Source organism: Enterobacter sp. 302C9, assembly GCF_034106085.1.
In the GTDB taxonomy this organism is placed as follows: Bacteria; Pseudomonadota; Gammaproteobacteria; order Enterobacterales; family Enterobacteriaceae; genus Enterobacter; species Enterobacter asburiae_B.
On the sequence record NZ_JAWNBW010000001.1, the window covers coordinates 528226 to 550386 of the forward strand.

At 59.8% G+C, this 22161-nt stretch carries 17 protein-coding genes; 8 read left to right on the forward strand and 9 right to left on the reverse strand.

Annotation, left to right across the window (positions count from 1 at the left end; genetic code table 11):
• Positions 1-53 precede the first annotated feature (53 nt).
• The gene (locus UR289_RS02560) at positions 54-2417 is read right to left on the reverse strand and encodes a glycoside hydrolase family 31 protein (protein ID WP_320709109.1); all 2364 of its coding nucleotides are present in this window, start codon (positions 2415-2417) and stop codon (positions 54-56) included.
• Between the two features lie 17 nt (positions 2418-2434).
• Positions 2435-3736 carry an MFS transporter gene (locus UR289_RS02565; RefSeq protein ID WP_014883122.1) on the reverse strand — a complete coding sequence of 434 codons (1302 nt, stop codon included), beginning with the start codon at positions 3734-3736 and terminating at the stop codon, positions 2435-2437.
• A gap of 288 nt (positions 3737-4024) precedes the next feature.
• Here UR289_RS02565 and UR289_RS02570 point away from each other — a divergent pair, with 288 nt between their 5' ends.
• Complete coding sequence (locus tag UR289_RS02570) at positions 4025-5098, forward strand: LacI family DNA-binding transcriptional regulator (protein ID WP_064672142.1); 1074 nt, start codon at positions 4025-4027, stop codon at positions 5096-5098.
• On the opposite strand, the gene UR289_RS02575 is transcribed toward UR289_RS02570, so the two are convergent.
• The 4 genes from UR289_RS02575 to UR289_RS02590 all read right to left on the reverse strand — a co-directional run bounded on the left by UR289_RS02575 (position 5095) and on the right by UR289_RS02590 (position 10819).
• On the reverse strand, positions 5095-6351 hold the full coding sequence (locus UR289_RS02575) for a DUF1479 domain-containing protein (protein ID WP_320709110.1): 1257 nt from the start codon (positions 6349-6351) through the stop codon (positions 5095-5097). The two genes, UR289_RS02570 and UR289_RS02575, sit on opposite strands and share 4 nt — an antisense overlap.
• Positions 6352-6500: 149 nt before the next feature.
• Positions 6501-7316 carry a Cof-type HAD-IIB family hydrolase gene (locus UR289_RS02580; RefSeq protein WP_047061452.1) on the reverse strand — a complete coding sequence of 272 codons (816 nt, stop codon included), beginning with the start codon at positions 7314-7316 and terminating at the stop codon, positions 6501-6503.
• Between the two features lie 166 nt (positions 7317-7482).
• The gene (locus UR289_RS02585) at positions 7483-9915 is read right to left on the reverse strand and encodes a formate C-acetyltransferase/glycerol dehydratase family glycyl radical enzyme (RefSeq protein WP_320709111.1); all 2433 of its coding nucleotides are present in this window, start codon (positions 9913-9915) and stop codon (positions 7483-7485) included.
• A gap of 4 nt (positions 9916-9919) precedes the next feature.
• Positions 9920-10819: a glycyl-radical enzyme activating protein gene (locus UR289_RS02590; protein ID WP_320709112.1), complete on the reverse strand. Its 900-nt coding sequence runs from the start codon at positions 10817-10819 to the stop codon at positions 9920-9922.
• Between the two features lie 128 nt (positions 10820-10947).
• Between UR289_RS02590 and fsa the strand changes: the two genes are divergently transcribed.
• On the forward strand, positions 10948-11610 hold the full coding sequence (gene fsa / locus UR289_RS02595; RefSeq protein ID WP_210867314.1) for a fructose-6-phosphate aldolase: 663 nt from the start codon (positions 10948-10950) through the stop codon (positions 11608-11610).
• An 89-nt stretch (positions 11611-11699) separates the two neighbouring features.
• On the opposite strand, the gene moeB is transcribed toward fsa, so the two are convergent.
• A complete protein-coding gene (gene moeB, locus UR289_RS02600) occupies positions 11700-12452 on the reverse strand; it encodes a molybdopterin-synthase adenylyltransferase MoeB (RefSeq protein WP_320709113.1) in 753 nt (250 codons plus the stop codon).
• 1 nt (position 12453) lies between these two features.
• Positions 12454-13686: a molybdopterin molybdotransferase MoeA gene (gene moeA, locus UR289_RS02605; RefSeq protein ID WP_320709114.1), complete on the reverse strand. Its 1233-nt coding sequence runs from the start codon at positions 13684-13686 to the stop codon at positions 12454-12456.
• Positions 13687-13874: 188 nt separating this feature from the next.
• On the opposite strand from moeA, the gene iaaA reads away from it, so the two are divergent.
• From iaaA to gsiD, 5 genes are read left to right on the forward strand one after another with little or no spacing between them, the layout of a single operon-like run.
• Entirely contained in the window at positions 13875-14813 is a 939-nt protein-coding gene (gene iaaA / locus UR289_RS02610) for a beta-aspartyl-peptidase (RefSeq protein WP_320709115.1), read from the forward strand.
• An 11-nt stretch (positions 14814-14824) separates the two neighbouring features.
• Complete coding sequence (gene gsiA / locus UR289_RS02615) at positions 14825-16696, forward strand: glutathione ABC transporter ATP-binding protein GsiA (protein WP_320709116.1); 1872 nt, start codon at positions 14825-14827, stop codon at positions 16694-16696.
• Between the two features lie 23 nt (positions 16697-16719).
• Positions 16720-18258 carry a glutathione ABC transporter substrate-binding protein GsiB gene (gene gsiB, locus UR289_RS02620; RefSeq protein WP_033145024.1) on the forward strand — a complete coding sequence of 513 codons (1539 nt, stop codon included), beginning with the start codon at positions 16720-16722 and terminating at the stop codon, positions 18256-18258.
• 5 nt (positions 18259-18263) lie between these two features.
• Positions 18264-19184, forward strand: coding sequence for a glutathione ABC transporter permease GsiC (gene gsiC, locus UR289_RS02625; RefSeq protein WP_023310911.1), 921 nt, complete (start codon positions 18264-18266; stop codon positions 19182-19184).
• 1 nt (position 19185) lies between these two features.
• Positions 19186-20097: a glutathione ABC transporter permease GsiD gene (gsiD, locus tag UR289_RS02630; RefSeq protein ID WP_024908682.1), complete on the forward strand. Its 912-nt coding sequence runs from the start codon at positions 19186-19188 to the stop codon at positions 20095-20097.
• A gap of 114 nt (positions 20098-20211) precedes the next feature.
• Here the strand turns inward: gsiD and rimO are convergent, their stop codons facing one another.
• Positions 20212-21537 (reverse strand): 30S ribosomal protein S12 methylthiotransferase RimO, encoded by a 1326-nt coding sequence (rimO, locus tag UR289_RS02635; RefSeq protein ID WP_058841665.1) that lies wholly within the window; start codon positions 21535-21537, stop codon positions 20212-20214.
• 216 nt (positions 21538-21753) lie between these two features.
• Between rimO and bssR the strand changes: the two genes are divergently transcribed.
• Positions 21754-22137, forward strand: coding sequence for a biofilm formation regulator BssR (bssR, locus tag UR289_RS02640; RefSeq protein ID WP_064672152.1), 384 nt, complete (start codon positions 21754-21756; stop codon positions 22135-22137).
• Positions 22138-22161 lie beyond the last annotated feature (24 nt).

Sequence of the window (22161 nt, forward strand, 5' to 3'; positions counted from 1 at the left end):
GTTCTGTTCCCTCTCCCCGTGGGAGAGGGTTAGGGTGAGGGCATCAGGCCGCACTAGACCACCCACTCGCCCCCTTCGACCCCGTTCACCAGCAGCGTACGTTTTTCCCCTGCAGGCAGCGACACCTTAAGCGATTTCCACGCCGGACGATAATCCCCGCGCGCGTTGACCTTCAGGTTGATGGTTGCGCCGTCGCACACCATTTCCCACTCCACCCACAGCGCGTTGCCGTTCTGGTAGCCCCAGCTTTCGCCGTCGTCTTCAAACAGCATTCCGGTGGTCGTGCCGACGCCCTTCACCGGGAACAGCTTCAGCTCGCGGGTCGTATCGTTTTCGGCACTCACATGCGTAATGCGTTCGCTCAGCGGCAGAGCGGCACCGGCGCGCACCAGCAGCGGTAGTTTTTCCAGCGGCGCGTCGAGGACGATTGACTGGCCGCCCGCATACCACGCGTGGGTGTAAAAATCATACCAGCCGGTGGCGTTATCCGGCAGCCAGACGCGGCGCTCGCGCTGCCCGGCTTCGACGACGCTGGCGACCAGCAGGTCGCGGCCCAGCAGGAAGTCATCGCACTCCTCAAACGTCTGCGCATCATGCTCGTGATCGAGGAAGGTCGGGCGCAGCATCGGCTCGTCGTCGGCGTGCGCCTGCCAGAGCAGGGTATAGAGGTACGGCAGCAGGCGGTAGCGCAGCTCAACCGCGCCGCGAATGGCTGGCGTGACGCCCGGGTACATCCACGGCTCGTTCACGGTGTGGTCATCGTTCCACGAGTGAATGGTAAAGCGCGGGTGCATCACGCCGTTCTGCACCCAGCGCACGAACAGCTCGGCGTCCGGTTTGTCGCCGGAGAAACCGCCGACGTCATGGCCGACGTTGAACAGACCGGACAGGCTCATGCCCAGCCCCATGCGGATGTTATAGCGCAGGGTGTCCCAGCTGGTGCGGTTGTCGCCGCTCCAGGTCTGAACGTAGCGCTGCATCCCGGCGCAGCCGGAGCGGGAGATGAGATACGGACGTTTTTCCGGCGCGAAACGCTGCTGCGCTTCCAGCGAGGCGCGCATCATCAGCAGCGGCATCACCGGGCGAATGTGCTTGATGGCGATTTCCTTGCCGAAGCCAAAGCAGCGCGCTTCCCCGTCCCACACTTCGTACTCGTTGTTGTCGTTCCAGGTGGAGTCGATGCCCATCTCCAGCAGCTGCGTGGTGACGCCGTTCTGCCACCACTGCACCGTCTGCGGGTTGGTAAAGTCGAGGTGCGAGCCTTCGTCATCCCAGAAGCTGGAACGTTCCGGTGCATCGGTTTCTGAATCGCGAATGAACAGGCCGCTCTCCGCCACTTCGTTATAGCGCGGATGGTCCTGCAGCAGGCACGGCTTGATGTTTGCCGCCAGCTTCAGCCCCGCGTCGTGGAAGGCCTGGCTCATCACCTTCGGCTGCGGCACCTTGTCATAGTTCCAGTTGAAGACGTAGCGCTTGCCGTTGATGGAGGTATAGCCGGAGGAGAGCTGGAACGAGTCGCTCGGAATGGCGTGCTCTTCGCACAGGCGGATGAAGTTCATCAGCTGGTTCTGCGCATCCGGCGCGTCGGTGTAGTGCATGGTCGAGCCGCTGTAGCCCAGGCTCCATTTCGGTCCGAACAGCGTTTTCCCGGTCAGGCGCACGAAGGCTTTGGTGACGTCCAGCACGCGCGTGCCGGTAAAGATGTAGTAATCGATGTCGCCCGCTTCCGCCTGCCAGCGACGATAGGCGGTGTGGTAGTTGTCGATTTCGTTACCCAGATCCAGCCAGCAGCTGCTCAGGTTGTCGTAGAACAGGCCGTAGCTGACGTCGTCGCGGCGGGCGATAGTGAACGGAATATGCTTGTAGAGCGGGTCGGTGCTGGCCGCGTTGTACCCCATTGCGTCGAGGTTGCGCATCTCATAGCGCTTGCCGTTGCGCTGCAGATCGCCCGCTTTTTCGCCCAGGCCGTAGAAACGCTCGTCCTTGCGGCGGCTGAGGTAGTGCGCCACGCCGTCGCCGTGGGCGTTCAGCAGGTAGGCGCTGGTTGGACGGTCGTTGACCAGCGGCTGCCACTCGCCCGCCTCATTGCGGTAGTGCCACTCCAGCCACAGCGGCTGGTGGACCGTTACGCGCAGCTGTTCGGTTGCCACGGTGAGCGTCTCTTCCTGCTGCGTCAGTGTCCAGGCCGGGCAGGAGAAACCGCTTATATCGTCACGACGGCGGCCTTCCCACGGCACGTCTTCTTCCGGCGCGATGCTCCAGGTGCGGTCCAGCGCCAGCTCGCCTTTGCGTTTAATCAGCACGCGGAACAGGTTCTCTTCCAGCACATACAGGCACAGGCGGTGCTGGTTATCGACCAGCAGTTCCAGATGGTTTGCCGACTGCGTATCAAGGGTCCAGTTTTTCAGGGTTTTCATATGCAATACATCCACTATCAGGCGCGCTTGGCGCGACGTTCAGCAATAAATGCTACCAGGAAGACAGCGCCAATCAGGTCAAAGAAGCCCATGGCAATAAAGAGCGGGTTAAAGCCGATTTTGTCGGCGGTCACGCCGATTAACAGCGAGAACAGGAAGCTGGCGATCCACGCCGCAGAGCCGCGCATGCCGTTGACGGTCGCCATCTGGCCTTTGTCGAACGACTCAACGACCAGGGCGCTCAGCATGCAGGAGATAATCTGGTGCCCGAAACCGCCGATGGAGATCAGCACGATGGTGATATACGGGTCGCGGGTAATGGCCACGATGCCCAGAGAGATCATCAGGAACGCGCCCGTCACGGAGCTGGCAACGACCGAGTTAACGCGCGAGCAGCCGAACAGACGGGTGTACAGACGCGTCAGGTAGCCGCTCGCCACGCTGCCGAGGTCGGCGGCGAGGAACGGAAGCCAGGCAAACATCGCAATCTGCTTCAGGTCCATGCCGTGCTCTTTGGCGAGGTACAGCGGCACCCAGAAGCTCAGCACCGCCCAGGCCGGTTCTGCCATAAAGGCCGGGATGGCGATACCGTAGAAGCGTTTGTTTTTCGAGACGGTTTTCAGCGCGGTCAGGAAAGGCAGTTTCACCGCAGGCGGTTCGTTATCCTGCTTGATAAACGCCAGTTCGTCCTTGCTCAGGTTCGGGTGCTGCTCCGGGTTGTGGTAGAACGCCCACCAGAGGATCACCCACAGCAGCGCCAGCACGCCGGTAAACATAAACGCGCCCTGCCAGCCGAACGAGGCGTGAGCAAAGTAGATGATAGGCGGGGCCAGCATCGCGCCGATGGAGAAGCCCACGCCCGCCCAGCCGGCGGCAACGGGTCGCTCTGATTTCGGGAACCATTCGCCGATGGTTTTGGCGTTCGCCGGGGTAGCGGCCGCCTCAGAGGCACCCATAAAGAAGCGCAGAATAGCGAGGTGCAGCCAGCTTCCGGCGCCCGCGTGGAAAATACACATCAGCGCCCAGATCCCGGCGCAGACCATAAAGCCAATCTTCAGGCCGATGACGTCAATCAGCCAGCCGCACAGGGGCTGGAAAATGGTATAGGCGATCTGGAACGCGCCGACGATCCAGGAGTATTGCTCGGTGGTGATCCCGAGGCTCTCTTTCAGTTCCGGGGCGAGGATCCCGAGTGAGTTACGGGTGATGTAGTTAACGGTGACGCCAAGTAAGAACAGCACCAGCACGTACCAGCGCAGGTTCTTGATGACGCGACGGGTTTTGCTTGTCGCTACGGTGTTATTGATGTCCTGACTCATTTTACTCTCCACAAGACGGACGGTAAGGGGACGGAGGTTCAGGTGTCACACGGATTTTTATGCCTTTGATTTCTATCCGTTTAAAATGTTTAAGTTGGTATACAACTAGTATGGAAGTTGTGTGACAAGTTCACCTTAAGGAAGAAAATGAGTGGGCAAAAGTGGATTTTGTGCAAAATTTCTCATAACTGACGTAAACCCTCTGGCATGATGGCCTTTATGTCAGCTATTGCCTGACCAATACGCTATGAAAATTTTTTCATTTCGCAAATGGAGCCAGATCACAAAATGGACAAAAGGCTAAAAATCAGCGAAATCGCGGCCCGTACGCAGCTCTCGATCAGCACCGTGTCGCGAGTGCTGGCGGGAAAAGCGAATACCAGTGAAAAAGCGCGCGCAAAGGTGCTGGCGTGCGCGCGGGAGCTGGGGGTGATGGACGGCATGGCGGCAGGGCGTCTGCTGCTTAACAGCCTGGTGGTTTTTGCCCCGCAGCGGGCGTTTGACGAGCGGTCCGACATCTTTTACTACCGCGTGATCCAGAGCGTGAGTAAAGGCCTGGCGTCCCACGATGTGCGCCTTCGCTACTGCGCGCTGGAGGAGAACGACAGCGACGCCCAGCTGTTTCTGGCGCGCATGAACGAAGCGGACACCCAGGCGGCAATCCTTCTTGGCATCGACGATCCCCATATCCACGATCTGGCAGTGGACGTGGGTAAACCCTGCATGCTGATTAACTGCCGCGACCGGCACATGCGTCTGCCTGCCGTCGCGCCGGATCATCGCGCCATTGGCGAACGGGCGGCGGAATATCTGTTCGAAATGGGACACCGTGAGGTGATGAACGTGCTGTGCCTGCGCCGCTACACCATGGAGCTGCGCCTGGCGGGGATCCGCGACGCGTGGCAGTCTCACAACCTGAAATTCAACGATAAACGCGATCTGCTGGTGGTGCCCAGCTTCAGCGCGCGCGAAACGGAACAGATGGTCAGCAGCTGGCTCAGTGAAGTGCAGGGGAAGGATTTACCTACCGCGTTCCTGGTCGGCGGCGACTTTATGGCGGCGGGCACCATTAGCGCATTACAAAACCACGGCCTGCGCGTGCCGCAGGACGTGTCGGTGATGAGCATTGACGGCTTTAACCTGGCGGCGATTCAGGATGTTCCATTAACGGCGGTGCACGTTCCGCGCGATGAGCTGGGAACCGAAGCGGTATATATGCTCCAGCAGCGGCTGATGCGCCCGGACGCGCCGGTGGGAACATTGCTGCTAAACGGCACGCTGGCCGTGCGGGAATCGGTACGGCGGATACGTCAGGGGAAACGACGCACCGCCGTAGAGCGGGAAGGGCTGTACGACAGTTAAACCATGCCCAGCGCGCGCTTGCCGTGGATGTTGAGATCGTTCACGGTAAAGCGGTCCTGCCAGCTTTTTTCATAATCCTCGCGCGGGAAGTCTCCCGGCGACGCGCCGGTTTCCAGCGCTTCCTTGACCTTTTTCGCATAGGCGAGGTTTTTCTCGCACATCGGCGCGGCAGGGATGTACATCACGTTGCCCCAGCCCTGCTGATTTTCCACCGGTTCCACGGAGTGAATCACATCGCAGTGCCACCACACGGAATCGCCCGCGTCGAGTGCCGGAATGCTGGTCAGCGTCTCGATCAGCAGCGGGTGCCATTTCTCTGAAACCGGCAGCACGCGCCCCGGCGCCACGCCGCACAGCTCGTCTTCCGGCACGTCGTCCAGCAGCGGCCGCAGCAGAATGTAGGCCATCGCTTCCGGGATTGGCACCACGTGCAGCAGCCCCTGACCTGGGATCATATCCGACAGCGCCGTCCAGCCCTGGAAGGTGCGGAACACCGAGCATTTGGTGGTGTTATCGACGGTGTACTCTTCCACTTCGGTACGGTGCGCGGCGTTCCACGGATCGTATTTCTCAACGTTGCCGTCAAACACGCGGGCGAACACCTGTTGATAAGCCGGAAGCAGCCAGCGCTCCAGCGCGCCGGAGTCTGTATGCGCGCCCAGTCCTTTCGAGGTCGTTCCCGGCGGGCGGCGGCGGATACGGTCCGGGTAAATCACGCTCACGTCCGGGTTGAACCACTGCTTGCCGTTGCTCTCGAATGTCCATAAACGGTTCAGGAACGACTGCACCTGCGCCATCTCTTCGCTCTGGCGCGCCTGCATCTGCGCCTGAGACCAGTAAATCGGGTAAATCTCCGGACGAGAGGCCGTCAGGGTGCCGAAGAAGTTATCGCCCGGGCCTTTGTACACCTCGTCAAACTTGTTCAGATCGAGGTAGTCGAGCATCGACCGATCCCACGCCAGCGCCTGCTCGCGAGGGAAATGACCTTTAATCACCGCGCAGCCGCGGCGTTTAACGGCCTCGCGCTGTGCGTCGGTAATGGTGCCGTTTTTCACATCCGCAAACGGGATCTCCGGCCAGACGGATTCGCCCTTGTTTTTAAGCGCGTTGATTTCCGCCACGCGGGTGGCAATTTTGTCGCTGAGCTTATTAAACACCGCCTGCACGTCGCCGATCTGCGCGCGCAGCTCACGTTTTAACTGACGGATTGCCGCTTTTTGATCCGCTGGCAAAGTTTCACTGGTAAAGGTCATAACTGCCTCGCATCTTTCATTCGAAAGTAAAAATGTCTACAAGTGATACTTTAAGTTAAAAATAAGTTAATGCAAGTTTAAAAACTTGACGCAAGCCACAGGACGGAAAAAGAGTGAGAGGCCGGAGCGACGCTCCGGCGAGGAAAGGATCAGACGTCGAACGGGGAATGGTTGTCGAGCACGGCCTGGATGACGTTCAGCGCGCCCTGATGGTTGTTGTCGTCGGTGCCGTAGCGGCTGATTTCTTTGATGCTCTCTGCTGCGTTGCCCATCGCAAAGGAATATTTCACCAGCTTCAGCATCTCGGCATCGTTGCCGCTGTCGCCAATGGCCACGCACTCCTGCGGGGAGATTTTCCAGCGTTTCAGCAGACGGCTAATGCCGTTGGCCTTGTGCAGGCCGGGGATAATCAAATCAACAAAACCAAAGCCGCTGGTGACCGGCTTCATGATGCCGTCCAGGGAGACGTGCAGTTTATCCACCAGATTAGGGATATCGCTGTCCGGCAGGTTCAGGGAGAACTTAAACAGCACGTCGTCAATTTCGCGGTAATCGCTGATGCGCTTTAAGCGGTGATAGTGCTTTGACATCAGCGCCACGAATTCTTCAGGAGCCTGGTCGCTGACCCAGGCGCTCTCCAGCCCGCAGGCCACGAAGTTCAGCCCTTTGTCTTTCAGCAGTTCGCCAATCACGATCTGCGATTCATGACGCGTCAGCTCGCCGTGGAAAATCTGTTCGCCGCGATCGAACACCAGCGCGCCGTTTTCCGCCACGAAGGAGATCCGGTCTTTCAGCGCCGGAAAGAAGGAGATGAGCTGGTAATACTGGTTGCCGCTGGCGACAACGAATTCAATATCGCGGGCTTTAAGCTGTTCAAACTGTGCCTGGAAGCGGTCACGATCGTACTGCTTGGCATCATCAAGGAAAGTTCCGTCCATATCGGTGACGATAACTTTAACGGTCATACTGTGCTCCTGGGTCACTGCGTTTTGAAACATTCTAATAACAAGGTGACGGGGAGCACAAATTTAATTTCATTCGAAAGTAAAAGCAAAACGGCAACCGTGGTTGCCGTTGTTAGTGTTTTCTCCCTCTCCCCGTGGGAGAGGGGCGGGGTGAGGAGATATGCCGTTACAGCGTATGCTCAGTACGGGCGATAATATCGTCCTGCGCATCCGGCGACAGGGCGGTGAAGAACGCCGAGTAGCCCGCGACGCGCACCACCAGGTCACGATACTGGTCAGGATGTTTCTTCGCTTCCAGCAGCGTTTCGCGCGAGACGATGTTGTACTGGATATGCCAGCCTTTATGCACCTCGAAGAAGGTGCGCAGCAGCACCATCAGCTTCTGGCGATCGCTGTCGTTTTCCAGCGTCGACGGGTTCAGCTTCTGGTTCAGCAGCACGCCGCCGAGAATCGCTTCCGTCGGCAGTTTACCCACCGAGCCAATTACCGCCGTCGGGCCGAGGTGGTCCGTACCGGAAGCCGGGCTTGCTCCTTCCGCCAGCGGGGTGTGCGCCTTACGACCGTCCGGGGTGGCCATCGTTGCCGCGCCGAACGGCACGTTTGCGGAGATGGAAGAGGTGCCCGCGTAGTAGTTACCGCCAATCGGGCCGCGGCCGTGGCGAGGGTTGTGGTACTGCTTCAGCTCTTCAATGTAGGTCTGGTAGGCGCGCGTCAGCAGCATGTCCACGCTGTCGTCGTCGTTGCCGTACTTCGGCGCGCCGTTGATCAGGCGCTGACGCAGCTGCTCATGGGTCAGCCCGTCGAAGTCATCCGCCAGCGCTGCCGCCAGCTGCTGCTGACCAATAGTGCCCTGTTCGAACACCAGCTTCTTCACCGCAGCCAGGCTGTTGCCGAGGTTAGCGATGCCCACCTGCAGGCCGGAGACCCAGTCGTACTTCGCGCCGCCCTGCTTGATGCTTTTCGCACGTTCGATGCAGTCATCCACCAGCGCCGAGCAGAGAATATCGTGGACGTTCTCTTCCAGCATGGTGTCCACCACGTACTCAATCTCGATGGATTTGCGGGTGTAGTAGCGGATCTGGCTGTCCCACGCCGCCATCACTTCGTCGAAGTTGTCGAAGTTACCGGCGGAGAGCGCTTTCTCCTGCGGCAGGAACACCTTGCCGCTGGTGGCGTCGCGCCCGCCTTCCAGCGCGGCCAGCATCACGCGGGCGAAGTTGATAAAGCTCATGCCGGTGCAGCGGTAGCCCCACTTGCCGCCAACCGCGGTTTCGATACAGCCGATGGCCGCGTAGTCGTAGGCGTCGTCTCGTTCAACGCCAAGCTTGATGAATTCCGGAATGACGATTTCATCGTTGTTGAACGCGGGCATCCCGAAGCCGCAGCGGATCACCTGCACGCAGGCGTCGAGGAAGTCATTGCTCATGCCCGCGTGGTAGCGCACGCTCAGGTTTGGCTGGGTGGAGCGCAGGCGACCGCAGGACTCCAGAATCGCGTAGGAGAGCGGGTTCACCGCGTCCATCGGCTCACCGTTGACCAGCTTCTGGCCGCCGATGGTGACGTTCTGGTACAGCGGGCTACCGGCGGAAGCCTTGGAGTGCGAACCGGAGCGGATTTTGTTCACTTCCAGCAGCTTCAGCCAGCAGCTGTGCAGCAGCTCGATAGCGTGTTCGCGGTCGAGGCTCTGGTTCAGCTCGACGTCGCGGCGGTAGTACGGATAGAGATACTGGTCCATACGCGCGAAGGAGACGGAGTGGCCGTTTGACTCAATCTGCAGGATCAGCTGGATGAAGTAGCACAGCTGCAGCGCCTGCCAGAAGGTTTTTGGCGGCTCGTGGGCAATCACGTCGCAGTTTTCCGCCATCGCCAGCAGCTCGTCGCGGCGGCTTTCGCGTGTCTCGGTAGATGCCATTTCACGCGCCAGATTGGCAAAGCGTTTGATGTGCAGGCTTACGGCTTCCAGCACGATATCGATCGCCTTCAGGAACTGGTCGCCGTGCAGGTCTTCCAGCACCGTCAGGTTGATGCGCGTGCGGCGCTCGGCCACCTTAGCGCGCAGGCCGTCGAGGCCTTTTTCCAGCACCAGCGGGAAGTTGACCGCCAGGTGCGCGTCGCCGGAGGTCATGTTGCCTTCGGCTTTGATAATGCCGGTTTCCAGCAGGCCTTTTTGCTCGTCGGTGAACATGCCGTAGCAGCGGTCCTGCACCGTCTGGCCGCGCCACCACGGGCAGATGTCGTGCAGCACGCGCTTGTTCTCTTCGCTCACCGCAAAGCCCGCGCCCGGGCGGTCCGCCAGATCGTCGATCTCTTTCTCAATCCAGGAAACGGTGTATTCCGGGAAAATCGGCGCGGCGCGCACTTCGCTTGCCTGGTTACCTATAATCAGCTCGTCGTGTTTGATCCAGATGGTGCGTTCCGCCAGGTGATGCGCCAGCGCCAGAGCGCGGCGTACCGGGATCGGCTTGTCCATGTGCTGCTGGTACATTTCGGTGTAATGCTGGGCGCGCTCGGTACAGACCGGCGGCTTAACGATATGCACCAGCGCCGTTTTGTGCGCCTTAATGCGTTCGCTGAGGGTGTTGAGATTCAGGGTCGTCATAGGTTTATCCTCGTAAGGTCGCGGTTAACCCTTTCTGGCAGGCGTACTGCTGCGCGAAGTCCAGCAGGGCAGGGTTATCCAGCGGTTTGTCAGGGGCAGAGTAGGGTTGGCCGAGCAGGGTGTATTTGTTCATGCCCAGCGTGTGATACGGCAGAAAATGAATATCGTCGACGCCGAGCTCGTCGGCGGCGAAGTTGGTAATGGCGGTTACGGACGCTTCGTCAGCGTTAAAGCCCTGGATCAGCGGCACGCGGATGGTGATTTTTTTCCCGGCGGCGGCAAGGCGTTTCAGGTTGTCCAGGATTCGCTTAGCCGAACCGTCCGTCCACTGTTTGAACACCTCACCGTCGACGTGCTTCAGGTCGGCGAGGAACAGATCGACGTACGGTAATGACGGCTCGATATAGTGCCACGGCACGTGAAGGCAGGTTTCCACGGCTGTGTGGATCCCCTGTTCGTGGCTGGCTTTAAACAGGGCGTGCGCCAGCTCAGGGTTCATAAACGGCTCGCCGCCGGAGAGGGTGATCCCGCCGCCGCTGCGGTCGTAAAAGGGTTTATCGCGCAGTACGGTCGCCATGATCTCCTCGACCTGCTGCTCTTCACCGCAGACGGTCAGCGCCTGCGTCGGGCAGCAGTCACTAAGGGCGTTGAGCGTCGCTTCATCAAGCTTCTCGCGGTGGATAACCTGGCCATTCAGCGCGCGTTCGATGCAGCCCGGTGCCGCCTGCTGGCACAGGTCACAGCCGTCCAGGCACAGGCGCGCATCAAACAGCACGTCCCGGCTGCGGGAGCGGCTTTCCGGGTTCTGGCACCAGCGACAGCCCAGCGAGCAGCCTTTCAGGAACACCACGGTTCTAATACCGGGGCCATCGTGGGTAGAGTAACGCTGAATATTGAAGATCATGATTTCGCCTCTCGAATTGCATATGAAGATTAAATTACTTTCGAATGAAAGTTATCTTGATGCAGGTCAACTACTGAGCAGGTTTTGTCGTGATAGGGTAAGTGCAGGCTAAATTTGAGGGTGACATCATGGAACTTTATCTCGACACATCTGACGTCGCGGCAGTCAAAAAGCTGGCGCGTATCTTCCCGCTGGCGGGCGTGACCACCAACCCAAGCATTGTGGCGGCAGGTAAAACGCCGCTGGACGTGTTGCTGCCAGCGCTGCACGACGCGCTGGGCGGCAAAGGCCGTCTCTTCGCGCAGGTGATGGCGACCACCGCCGAAGGGATGGTGGAGGACGCGCGTAAGCTGCGCGCCATCATTAACGACCTGGTAGTAAAAGTGCCGGTGACCGCCGAAGGGCTGGCGGCGATCAAGATGCTGAAAGCGGAAGGGATCCCGACGCTGGGTACGGCGGTTTACGGTGCTGCACAGGGGATGCTCTGCGCGCTGGCGGGCGCGGAATATGTGGCGCCTTACGTTAACCGCCTGGACGCGCAGGGCGGGGACGGGATCCAGACCGTGGTTGAACTGCAACAGCTGCTGACGCTGCACGTACCGCAGTCAAAGGTGCTGGCCGCGAGCTTCAAAACGCCGCGTCAGGCGCTGGACTGCCTGCTGGCGGGCTGCGAGTCCATCACGCTGCCGCTGGACGTGGCGCAGCAGTTTATTACCTCTCCGGCTGTGGATGCGGCGATTGTGAAGTTTGAGCAGGACTGGCAGGGGGCGTTTGGACGGACGTCGATCTAACGGGTGCGGCCTGATGCCCTCACCCCAACCCTCTCCCACAGGGAGAGGGAGCAAACACTAAAACGGCAACCTGAAGGTTGCCGTTTGCTTTAACCTCCGCAAACCTCACACTCCGGGTTACGCATCAGCTTCATCTCGCGGAACTGGCAGGTCATCGCGTCATACATCACGATTTTCCCCGCGGCAGGCGTGCCGTAGCGCGCCAGCACCTTGATCGCTTCCATCGCCTGCAGGGAGCCAATCACGCCGACCAGCGGCGCCATCACGCCCGCCTCAACGCAGGTCAGCGCGTTCTCGCCGAACAAGCGGCTCAGGCAGCGGTAGCAGGGTTCGCCTTCCCCGTACGTGAAGACGCTGATTTGCCCCTCCATGCGGATCGCCGCGCCGGAGACCAGCGGGATTTTGTGGGCAAAGCAGCCCGCGTTCAGTTGGTTACGGACCGTGACGTTATCGGTGCAGTCCAGCACCAGGTCGTGCTGTGCAATTTGCGCGGACAGCGCCTCGTCATCCAGCATCGCGTCAATCAGGGTGAACTGAACGTTGGGGTTGATGCGCGCCAGCGCCGTGCGGGCAGAGTCCACCTTCGGCTGGCCAACCGTCGCGTCGCTGTGCAGCGTCTGGCGCTGGAGATTTGACACCGACACGGTATCAAAATCCAGCAGCGTCATTCTGCCCACGCCCGCCGCGGCAAGATACTGCGCGGCGGCGGAGCCCAGGCCGCCCAGACCAACAACCAGCACGCTTGCTGCCTTAAGCGCTTCCTGGCCTTCGAAATCAAACCCGCGCAGCACAATCTGGCGGTTGTAGCGCATCATCTCCGGGTCGCTCAGCTCCACCGTCATGTCAGCCTCCGAACAGGTGGTTAAAACGCTCGATCTCAACCCACTCGCCTGCTTCCACATTGCCGCGCTCGCGCTCCAGGACGATAAAGCAGTTGCCCTGGCTGAAGGAGCTGAAAATGTGTGAGCCCTGGTGCCCGGTGGTGCTCACTTCGAGCTCTCCGTCCGCGTTGCGCGCCAGAATGCCGCGCTGGAAATCGAGGCGGCCCGGCGATTTTTTCAGGCGCGTGGCAGCGCGCACGCGCTGGCGTTCCGGCAGCGGGCTGGCGCTGTTGCCGGAAAGCTTCGCCAGCAGCGGGATCACCAGCTGGTAGAAGGTGAGAGCCGCCGAGACCGGATTACCCGGCAGGCCGCAGAACCAGCCGCGCGTGAGCTTGCCAAACGCGAACGGTTTGCCCGGCTTGATGGCCAGCTTCCAGAAGGCGATTTCCCCCAGCTCTTCGAGGATGGTTTTGGTGTAATCCGCTTCGCCCACGGAAACGCCGCCGGAGCTGATGACCACGTCGGCTGCGTTATCCGCCTCGATAAACGCGGCGCGCAGTTTTTCCGGATCGTCAGGAATAATGCCGAGGTTAATCACCTCGCAGCCCAGCTGCTCCAGCATCAGGTGTACCGCCAGGCGGTTGGTGTCGTATATCTGACCGTCCTGCAGCGGCTGGCCCGGAAGCTGAAGTTCGTCACCGGTGGAGAAGACGGCCACGCGCACTTTACGAATAACGTCGATTTCAGCCACGCCGAGCGACGCCAGCACCGGCAGCTCACCTGCCGTCAGCTTCTGCCCGGCGGCAAAGACCGTCGCGCCAAGGGTGATATCTTCGCCCGTGCGGCGGATGTTCTGGCCCGCTTTAACGTTCGCGGTAAAACGCACGCCGTCGTCGGTCTGTTCGGTCTCTTCCTGCATCACCACGGCGTCGCAGCTGGCCGGAACCGGCGCGCCGGTCATGATGCGCACGCAGGTGCCCGCAGGCCATTCACCGTTAAACGGCTGGCCCGCAAAGGCTTTACCTGCCACCGGCAGGGCGTTACCCGTCTGGAGATCCGCCAGGCGTACCGCGTAACCGTCCATCGCGGAATTATCAAACCCCGGCACGTTAAGCGGAGAGACGATATCGCGCGCGGCAATACGGCCAAAACAGCGCACGAGGGGCAGCGTCTCAACGTCATTCAGCGGGGAAACTCGGTCAAGCATCTGCGTGAGTGCCGTCTCAAGCGGCATCAGTCCGGCGGTAAAATCCATGGTGGGCTCCTGCGGAGTAACAACGAAAGCGGCCATTATGGCAGAAAAGTGCGGCTAACTGTATGACCCGATGGGTGTACGCTTTACATCACAGTTACGTCTTTCTATATTCAAAAATCATCTGAAGTTTCATCGACGATAATGATATTTATAGAAAAAGCCGCAAATCAGGCTAACGGGTGATGCGAATGGTTAATGCGGTAATCGCAATTCATGGTGGCGCCGGGGCAATCACCCGAGCACAGCTCAGTCCCGAGCAGGAAAAGCGCTATATCGACGCGCTGTACGCCATTGTGGAAACGGGCCAGAAAATGCTGGAAGCGGGCGAAAGCGCGCTGGACGTGGTCACCGAGGCGGTGCGCCTGCTGGAAGAGTGCCCGTTATTTAATGCGGGGATCGGTTCGGTCTTTACCCGGGATGAAACGCACGAGCTGGATGCCTGCGTGATGGACGGCGTCACCCTGAAAGCGGGCGCCGTGGCGGGCGTGAGTCATCTGCGCAATCCGGTGCTGGCGGCGCGTCTGGTGATGGAGGCGAGTCCGCACGTGCTGCTCACAGGGGCCGGAGCGGAGGCGTTTGCCTTCGGGCACGGGATGGAACCGGTATCGCCGGATCTGTTTTCCACCGAGGAGCGCTATCAGCAGCTGCTGGAAGCCCGTTCGGCGGGCATGACGCAGCTTGACCATACAGCGCCGCTTGATGAAACCACCAAAATGGGCACGGTCGGCGCGGTGGCGCTGGATAAGGCCGGAAACCTCGCGGCGACAACCTCAACGGGCGGGATGACCAACAAGCTGCCCGGGCGCGTCGGCGATAGCCCGCTGCCGGGCGCCGGCTGCTACGCCAATAACGCGACGGCGGCGGTGTCATGTACCGGAACCGGGGAAGTGTTTATCCGCGCGCTCGCGGCCTACGACATCACCGCGCTGATGGATTACGGCGGTTTAAGCCTCAGCGAAGCCTGCGAGCGCGTGGTGATGGAGAAACTGCCTGCCCTGGGCGGCGTCGGCGGGCTCATTGCGGTGGATCGTGAGGGCAACGTGGCTCTGCCATTCAACAGCGAAGGTATGTACCGCGCCTGGGGTTATGCCGGTGATGAACCGAGCACGGGCATCTATCGTGAATAAGGGGGCAGCGCGTGCCGCACAGTGAAGAACTGGACAACCGCGAAGTGCTGGCTGTCCATCAGCTCAATATTGCGTTTCAGGAAGAGCGGCGGTTCATCCCCGCAGTACAGAATTTATCGTTCACGCTCAGGCGCGGCGAGACGCTGGCGATTGTTGGTGAATCCGGATCCGGTAAATCGGTCACGGCGCTGGCGCTGATGCGCCTGCTGGAACAGACGGGCGGGCAAATCAGCAGTGAGAAAATGCTCCTGCGCCGCCGCAACCGTCAGGTCATTGATTTAAATGAACTGAGCGGTTCGCAGATGCAGGGCGTGCGCGGGGCGGATATTGCGATGATCTTCCAGGAGCCGATGACCTCCCTGAACCCGGTTTTCCCGGTCGGGGAACAAATCGCCGAGTCCATCCGCCTGCATCAGGGGCTGAGCGGCGATGAAGCGCTCAAAGAGGCCCGACGGATGCTGGAGCTGGTGCGCATTCCGGAGGCGCAGGCCATTCTGGGTCGCTACCCGCATCAGCTTTCCGGCGGCATGCGCCAGCGGGTGATGATTGCCATGGCGCTCTCCTGCCGTCCGGCGGTGCTGATTGCCGATGAACCGACGACGGCGCTGGACGTGACGATTCAGGCGCAGATCCTGCAGCTCATTAAAGTGCTGCAGCAGGAGATGGAGATGGGGGTGATATTCATCACCCACGATATGGGCGTAGTCGCCGATATCGCCGATCGGGTGCTGGTGATGCACAAGGGCAGCGCGGTGGAAACCGGCCCGGTTGAGCAGATTTTTCACGCGCCCGCGCATCCTTACACCAAAGCGCTGCTGGCGGCGGTTCCGCGCCTGGGGGCGATGAACGGCAGCGATTTGCCGCGCCGCTTCCCGCTGATTTCTCTTGAGGCGTCTGAGCTACAGGAGGAGGAGCGCGAGCAGGACACCGTGGTGCCGGGTAAGCCCATTCTGGAAGTGCGCGATCTGGTCACCCGTTTTCCGCTGCGCAGCGGCGTACTAAACCGCGTTAAGCGCGAAGTGCACGCGGTGGAAAACGTCAGTTTCGATCTCTGGCCGGGCGAAACGCTGGCGCTGGTGGGGGAGTCCGGCTGCGGTAAATCCACCACCGGACGCGCGTTGCTCCGTCTGGTGGAATCACAGGAAGGCTGCATTACCTTTAACGGCGAGCGCATTGATACCCTTCCGGACAGCAAGCTGCAGGCGGTGCGGCGGGATATTCAGTTTATTTTCCAGGACCCGTATGCCTCCCTCGATCCGCGCCATACGGTGGGGTATTCGATCATGGAGCCGCTGCGGGTACATAACCTGCTCGACGGCGAAGCGGCCCAGCGTCGCGTGGCCTGGCTGCTGGAGCGCGTCGGCCTGAAGCCGGAGCACGCATGGCGTTATCCGCACGAGTTTTCCGGCGGACAGCGGCAGCGTATCTGCATCGCCCGCGCGCTGGCGCTGAACCCGAAAGTGGTGATTGCCGATGAATCCGTCTCGGCGCTGGATGTCTCTATCCGGGCGCAAATCATCAACCTGCTGCTGGATTTACAGCGGGATATGGGCATCGCCTTCCTGTTTATCTCGCACGATATGGCGGTGGTCGAGCGCATCAGCCATCGCGTGGCGGTGATGTTTATGGGGCAGATCGTGGAGATTGGGCCGCGAAGGGCGGTGTTTGAAAACCCGCAGCATCCGTACACCCGCAAGCTTATCGCGGCGGTCCCGGTTGCCGATCCGGCGCATCGTCACGGTCAGCGCGTGCTGCTGCAGGATGAAATGCCGAGCAATATTCATAAACGCGGCGAGGCCGTGGAGCGCGTGACGCTGCGCGAGGTCGGGCCGGGTCATTTCGTCGCTCCCCCGCGTCAGGACAACGCTTTTTCGCGGTTATAACTTACAACAGGCAGGAGAACACAATGGTTACATTTGTAGCGCGTAGATGGTTGTTAGCCGCGAGCGTGACGGCAGCCCTGGCCGCTGCCCCCGCGTTCGCTGCCAAAGATGTGGTGGTCGCCGTCGGCTCCAATTTCACCACGCTCGATCCGTATGACGCCAACGACACGCTCTCTCAGGCGGTGGCGAAATCGTTCTATCAGGGCCTGTTTGGCCTCGATAAAGAGATGAAGCTCAAAAACGTGCTGGCGGAGGGGTACACCGTGTCCGACGACGGGCTGGTGTATACCATCAAGCTCAGGACCGGCGTGAAGTTCCAGGACGGGACAGACTTCAATGCGGAGGCGGTGAAGGTTAACCTGGACCGCGCCAGCAATCCGGAAAATAGCCTCAAGCGCTATAACCTGTATAAAAATATCGCCAGTACAGAGGTGGTCGACCCGGCGACGGTTAAAATCACCCTGAAAGAGCCGTTCTCCGCGTTTATCAATATCCTGGCGCATCCGGCAACGGCGATGATTTCCCCTGCCGCGCTGAAGAAATACGGCAAGGAGATCGGCTTCCACCCTGTTGGCACCGGCCCTTACGAACTGCTCACCTGGAACCAGACCGATTTTGTGAAGGTGAAGAAATTCGCGGGATACTGGCAGCAGGGGCTGCCGAAGCTCGACACTATCACCTGGCGCCCGGTGGTGGACAACAACACCCGCGCGGCGATGCTGCAAACCGGCGAGGCGCAGTTTGCCTTCCCGATCCCGTACGAGCAGGCCGCCATTTTGCAGAAAAACAGCAAGCTGGAGCTGGTCGCCAGCCCGTCAATCATGCAGCGCTACATCAGCATGAACGTCACGCAAAAGCCGTTCGATAATCCGAAGGTGCGTGAAGCCATCAACTACGCCATTAACCGTCAGGCGCTGGTGAAGGTCGCCTTTGCCGGCTATGCCACTCCGGCCACCGGCGTGCTGCCGCCGGCGATCGCCTATGCGCAAAGCTATCAGCCGTGGCCGTACGATCCGGCTAAAGCGCGCGAGCTGCTGAAAGAGGCGGGCTTCCCGAACGGTTTCAGCACCACGCTGTGGTCCTCGCATAATCACAGTACCGCCCAGAAGGTGCTGCAGTTTACCCAGCAGCAGCTGGCGCAGGTGGGGATCAAGGTACAGGTCACCGCAATGGATGCCGGACAGCGTGCGGCAGAAGTGGAGGGGAAAGGGCAGAAAGAGAGCGGCGTGCGGATGTTCTACACCGGCTGGACGGCGTCGACCGGTGAAGCCGACTGGGCGCTGTCGCCGCTGTTTGCCTCGCAGAACTGGCCGCCAACCCTGTTCAACACCGCGTTTTACAGCAACCCGCAGGTGGACAAAGACCTTGCCGATGCCCTGAAAACCACCAAACCGGAAGAGAAGGCGCGTCTCTATAAAGACGCGCAGGATATTATCTGGAAAGAGTCACCGTGGGTGCCGCTGGTGGTGGAGAAACTGGTGTCAGCCCATAACAAAGCGTTGACGGGGTTCTACATCATGCCGGACACGGGCTTTAGCTTTGACGATGCGGATTTAAAATAAACCTCATGCTGAATTATGTTTGTAAACGCCTGCTGGGGCTTATTCCGACGCTGCTGATTGTGGCGGTCCTGGTGTTTTTGTTTGTCCATATGCTGCCGGGCGATCCGGCGCGTCTGGTCGCCGGGCCTGAGGCGGATGCCACCGTTATTGACCTGGTGCGTAAGCAGCTTGGCCTCGACCAGCCGCTGTATATGCAGTTCATCCATTACATTTGCAACGTTCTGCAGGGCGATTTTGGTATCTCGATGGTGTCGCGCCGTCCGGTGTCGGAGGAGATTGCCAGCCGCTTTATGCCGACGTTCTGGTTAACGATAGCCAGCATGAGCTGGGCGGTCGTGTTCGGGCTTGGCGCCGGGATTATCGCGGCCGTATGGCGCAACCGCTGGCCGGACAAGCTCGGCATGGCGCTGGCGGTGACCGGCATCTCCTTCCCGGCGTTCGCGCTGGGGATGCTGCTGATGCAGATCTTCTCCGTCGAACTGGGCTGGCTGCCGACCGTCGGGGCCGATACCTGGAAGCATTACATCCTGCCTTCCATGACGCTGGGCGCTGCCGTTTCGGCGGTAATGGCCCGCTTTACCCGCGCCTCGTTCGTTGACGTGCTGAGTGAAGATTATATTCGCACCGCGCGGGCGAAAGGGGTCAGCGAGAAGTGGGTCATTCTCAAGCACGGATTCCGCAATGCGATGATCCCGGTAGTGACGATGATGGGGCTGCAGTTTGGCTTCCTGCTCGGCGGCTCGATCGTCGTGGAAAAGGTCTTCAACTGGCCGGGGCTGGGACGCCTGCTGGTCGACTCCGTCGAGATGCGCGACTACCCGGTGATTCAGGCGGAAGTCCTGCTTTTCTCACTGGAGTTTATTCTTATCAACTTAGTGGTGGACGTGCTCTACGCCGCCATTAACCCGGCCATCAGGTACAAGTAAGATGCGATTGTTGAACTGGCGACGTCAGGCCGTTTTAAACGCGATGCCGGGGCTAAAACCGGACCACGTCCGCACCCCGTGGTCTGAATTCTGGCGGCGTTTCCGCCGTCAGCCGGTCGCGATGACCGCGGGGCTGTTTGTGCTGCTGCTGATTGCGGTGGCGGTGATTGCGCCGTGGGTGGCGCCGTTTGATGCGGAAAACTATTTTGACTACGACCGTCTGAACGACGGACCGTCGATGCTGCACTGGTTCGGCGTGGACTCCCTCGGGCGCGATATCTTTAGCCGCGTGCTGGTGGGGGCGCAGATCTCGCTTGCCGCCGGGGTGTTCGCGGTGCTGATTGGCGCGGCCATCGGTACCGTGCTGGGCCTCGTTGCCGGGTATTACGAAGGCTGGTGGGACCGCATCATCATGCGCATCTGCGACGTGCTGTTTGCTTTTCCCGGCATTCTGCTGGCGATTGCCGTGGTGGCGATCATGGGCAGCGGCATGGCGAACGTCATCATTGCGGTCGCGGTCTTTTCGATTCCGGCGTTCGCGCGGCTGGTGCGCGGCAACACGCTGGTGCTGAAACAGCAGACCTTTATCGAGTCCGCCCGCAGCATGGGGGCGAGCGACGCCACGATCCTGTTCAGTCATATTCTGCCGGGTACGGTGTCGTCCATCGTGGTCTATTTCACCATGCGCATTGGCGTGTCGATTATTTCGGCGGCCAGCCTGTCGTTTCTGGGGTTAGGGGCGCAGCCTCCGACCCCGGAGTGGGGCGCGATGCTGAACGAGGCGAGGGCGGATATGGTGATTGCGCCGCACGTGGCGATCTTCCCGAGTCTGGCGATTTTCCTCACCGTGCTGGCGTTTAACCTGCTGGGGGACGGGCTGCGCGACGCGCTGGATCCGAGGATTAAGGGGTAGGCTTTTGCTTGCCCCTCACCCCGGCCCTCTCCCCAAAGGGGCGAGGGTGAAAAACCGCACCCAGCAGTCCCCTCTCCCCTGTGGGGAGAGGGTTAGGGTGAGGGGGAAAGGAGATTAAACCCGGCTACCCCACAGGTCATACTCGTCCGCATTTTCAACCTTCACGCGAATAATATCACCCGGCTTAACGCTGGTTTCGCCGTTCAGGTACACCGCGCCGTCGATCTCAGGGGCGTCCGCCATGCTGCGGCCAATCGCGCCTTCTTCGTCCACTTCGTCAACGATGACCATGATCTCGCGGCCCACTTTTTCCTGCAGACGCTCGGCAGAGATCTGCTGCTGCAGCTGCATGAAGCGGTTCCAGCGCTCTTCTTTCACCTCTTCCGGCACCTGGTCCGCCAGCTCGTTGGCGGTAGCGCCTTCAACCGGGCTGTACTTGAAGCAGCCTACGCGGTCCAGACGGGCTTCTTTCAGGAAGTCGAGCAGCATCTGGAAGTCTTCTTCGGTTTCACCCGGGAAGCCGACGATGAAGGTGGAGCGCAGGGTCAGATCCGGGCAGATTTCACGCCACTGCTTGATGCGCGCCAGCTGGCGATCAACGGAGCCAGGACGCTTCATCAGCTTCAGGATACGCGGGCTGGCGTGCTGCAGCGGGATATCCAGGTACGGCAGAATTTTGCCTTCCGCCATCAGCGGGATCACGTCGTCAACGTGCGGGTACGGATAGACGTAGTGCAGACGCGTCCAGATACCGAGTTTAGACAGCTGTTCGCACAGGCCTACCATGCTGGTTTTCACCGGCTCGCCGTTGTGGAAACCGGAGCGGTGTTTAACGTCCACGCCGTAAGCCGAGGTGTCCTGGGAGATGACCAGCAGCTCCTTCACGCCCGCGTCGGCCAGACGTTTAGCTTCCGCCAGCACTTCGCCAATCGGACGGCTCACCAGATCGCCGCGCATGGACGGGATGATGCAGAAGGTGCAGCGATGGTTGCAGCCTTCGGAAATTTTTAAGTAAGCGTAGTGGCGCGGCGTCAGCTTCACGCCCTGCTCTGGCACCAGGCTCAGGAACGGGTTGTGCTTTGGTTTTGGCACGTAGTGATGAACATGTTCCAGCACCTGCTCGTAGCTGTGCGGGCCGGTGATCTCCAGCACCTTCGGGTGCACTTCGCGGATCTGGTCTTCTTTCGCGCCCAGACAGCCGGTAACAATCACTTTGCCGTTTTCCGTCAGGGCTTCACCGATGGCTTCCAGTGATTCCTGAACCGCGCTGTCGATAAACCCGCAGGTGTTCACGATCACCATATCGGCGTTGTCGTAGCTTGGCACCACGTCATAGCCCTCGGTGCGCAGTTCGGTCAGGATGCGTTCGGAATCCACGAGGTTTTTCGGGCAGCCCAGGGAGACGAAGCCGATTTTCGGCTGGTGCGTAACATTGCTCATAGGTTAAAAATTCATCAATTATGGAGTTATCAGGGCGGGATTTTACAGCGTATCGCGGGGGATTTATACACTCTTTGCAAGGCGGATGCGCCGGGCAGACGTTGTAACATTGTAAATAATGTTAATCAGTTAATAAAAATTGATCCCAGGCATTAAACTGTACAAAAAATATACTTATCCTGATTATGCACAATGGCTGACAGAGGAGGAAAGAGCATGACCGTTGACAGACTAAAACGCGATCTGCTTAACAAGCTGATCAACGCCCGAATCGACCTGGCCGCGTACCTGCAGTTGAGGAAGGCAAAAGGGTATATGTCAGTCAGCGAAAGCGAACATCTGCGTGATAACCTGTTTGAACTTTGCAATTTCATGCGTGAAAAAGCACCGACCCTTAAGGCGGAATACGGCGAAAGTGAGCTGATCGCCCTGCGCCGCGCCGCTGAGGTACTTTCCATCGCTGGGGTATGTTTGATGAACGGACGCCACGACTGCCCGAATTTTATCGCTGTTAACGCGGAGAAGCTTGAAAACTGCCTGACCACGCTCTCTCTATGCATCATGTGCCTGAACGAGCACGAGAAGCTTGAACAGCACTGACCCAGGGGGAGGCAACTCCCCCTT

Coding starts and splice junctions, on each gene's coding strand:
- UR289_RS02560 (WP_320709109.1), bottom strand. CDS start 2,417: ATGAAAACCCTGAAAAACTGGACCCTTGATACGCAGTCGGCAAACCAT.
- UR289_RS02565 (WP_014883122.1), bottom strand. CDS start 3,736: ATGAGTCAGGACATCAATAACACCGTAGCGACAAGCAAAACCCGTCGC.
- UR289_RS02570 (WP_064672142.1), top strand. CDS start 4,025: ATGGACAAAAGGCTAAAAATCAGCGAAATCGCGGCCCGTACGCAGCTC.
- UR289_RS02575 (WP_320709110.1), bottom strand. CDS start 6,351: ATGACCTTTACCAGTGAAACTTTGCCAGCGGATCAAAAAGCGGCAATC.
- UR289_RS02580 (WP_047061452.1), bottom strand. CDS start 7,316: ATGACCGTTAAAGTTATCGTCACCGATATGGACGGAACTTTCCTTGAT.
- UR289_RS02585 (WP_320709111.1), bottom strand. CDS start 9,915: ATGACGACCCTGAATCTCAACACCCTCAGCGAACGCATTAAGGCGCAC.
- UR289_RS02590 (WP_320709112.1), bottom strand. CDS start 10,819: ATGATCTTCAATATTCAGCGTTACTCTACCCACGATGGCCCCGGTATT.
- fsa (WP_210867314.1), top strand. CDS start 10,948: ATGGAACTTTATCTCGACACATCTGACGTCGCGGCAGTCAAAAAGCTG.
- moeB (WP_320709113.1), bottom strand. CDS start 12,452: ATGACGGTGGAGCTGAGCGACCCGGAGATGATGCGCTACAACCGCCAG.
- moeA (WP_320709114.1), bottom strand. CDS start 13,686: ATGGATTTTACCGCCGGACTGATGCCGCTTGAGACGGCACTCACGCAG.
- iaaA (WP_320709115.1), top strand. CDS start 13,875: ATGGTTAATGCGGTAATCGCAATTCATGGTGGCGCCGGGGCAATCACC.
- gsiB (WP_033145024.1), top strand. CDS start 16,720: ATGGTTACATTTGTAGCGCGTAGATGGTTGTTAGCCGCGAGCGTGACG.
- gsiC (WP_023310911.1), top strand. CDS start 18,264: ATGCTGAATTATGTTTGTAAACGCCTGCTGGGGCTTATTCCGACGCTG.
- gsiD (WP_024908682.1), top strand. CDS start 19,186: ATGCGATTGTTGAACTGGCGACGTCAGGCCGTTTTAAACGCGATGCCG.
- rimO (WP_058841665.1), bottom strand. CDS start 21,537: ATGAGCAATGTTACGCACCAGCCGAAAATCGGCTTCGTCTCCCTGGGC.
- bssR (WP_064672152.1), top strand. CDS start 21,754: ATGACCGTTGACAGACTAAAACGCGATCTGCTTAACAAGCTGATCAAC.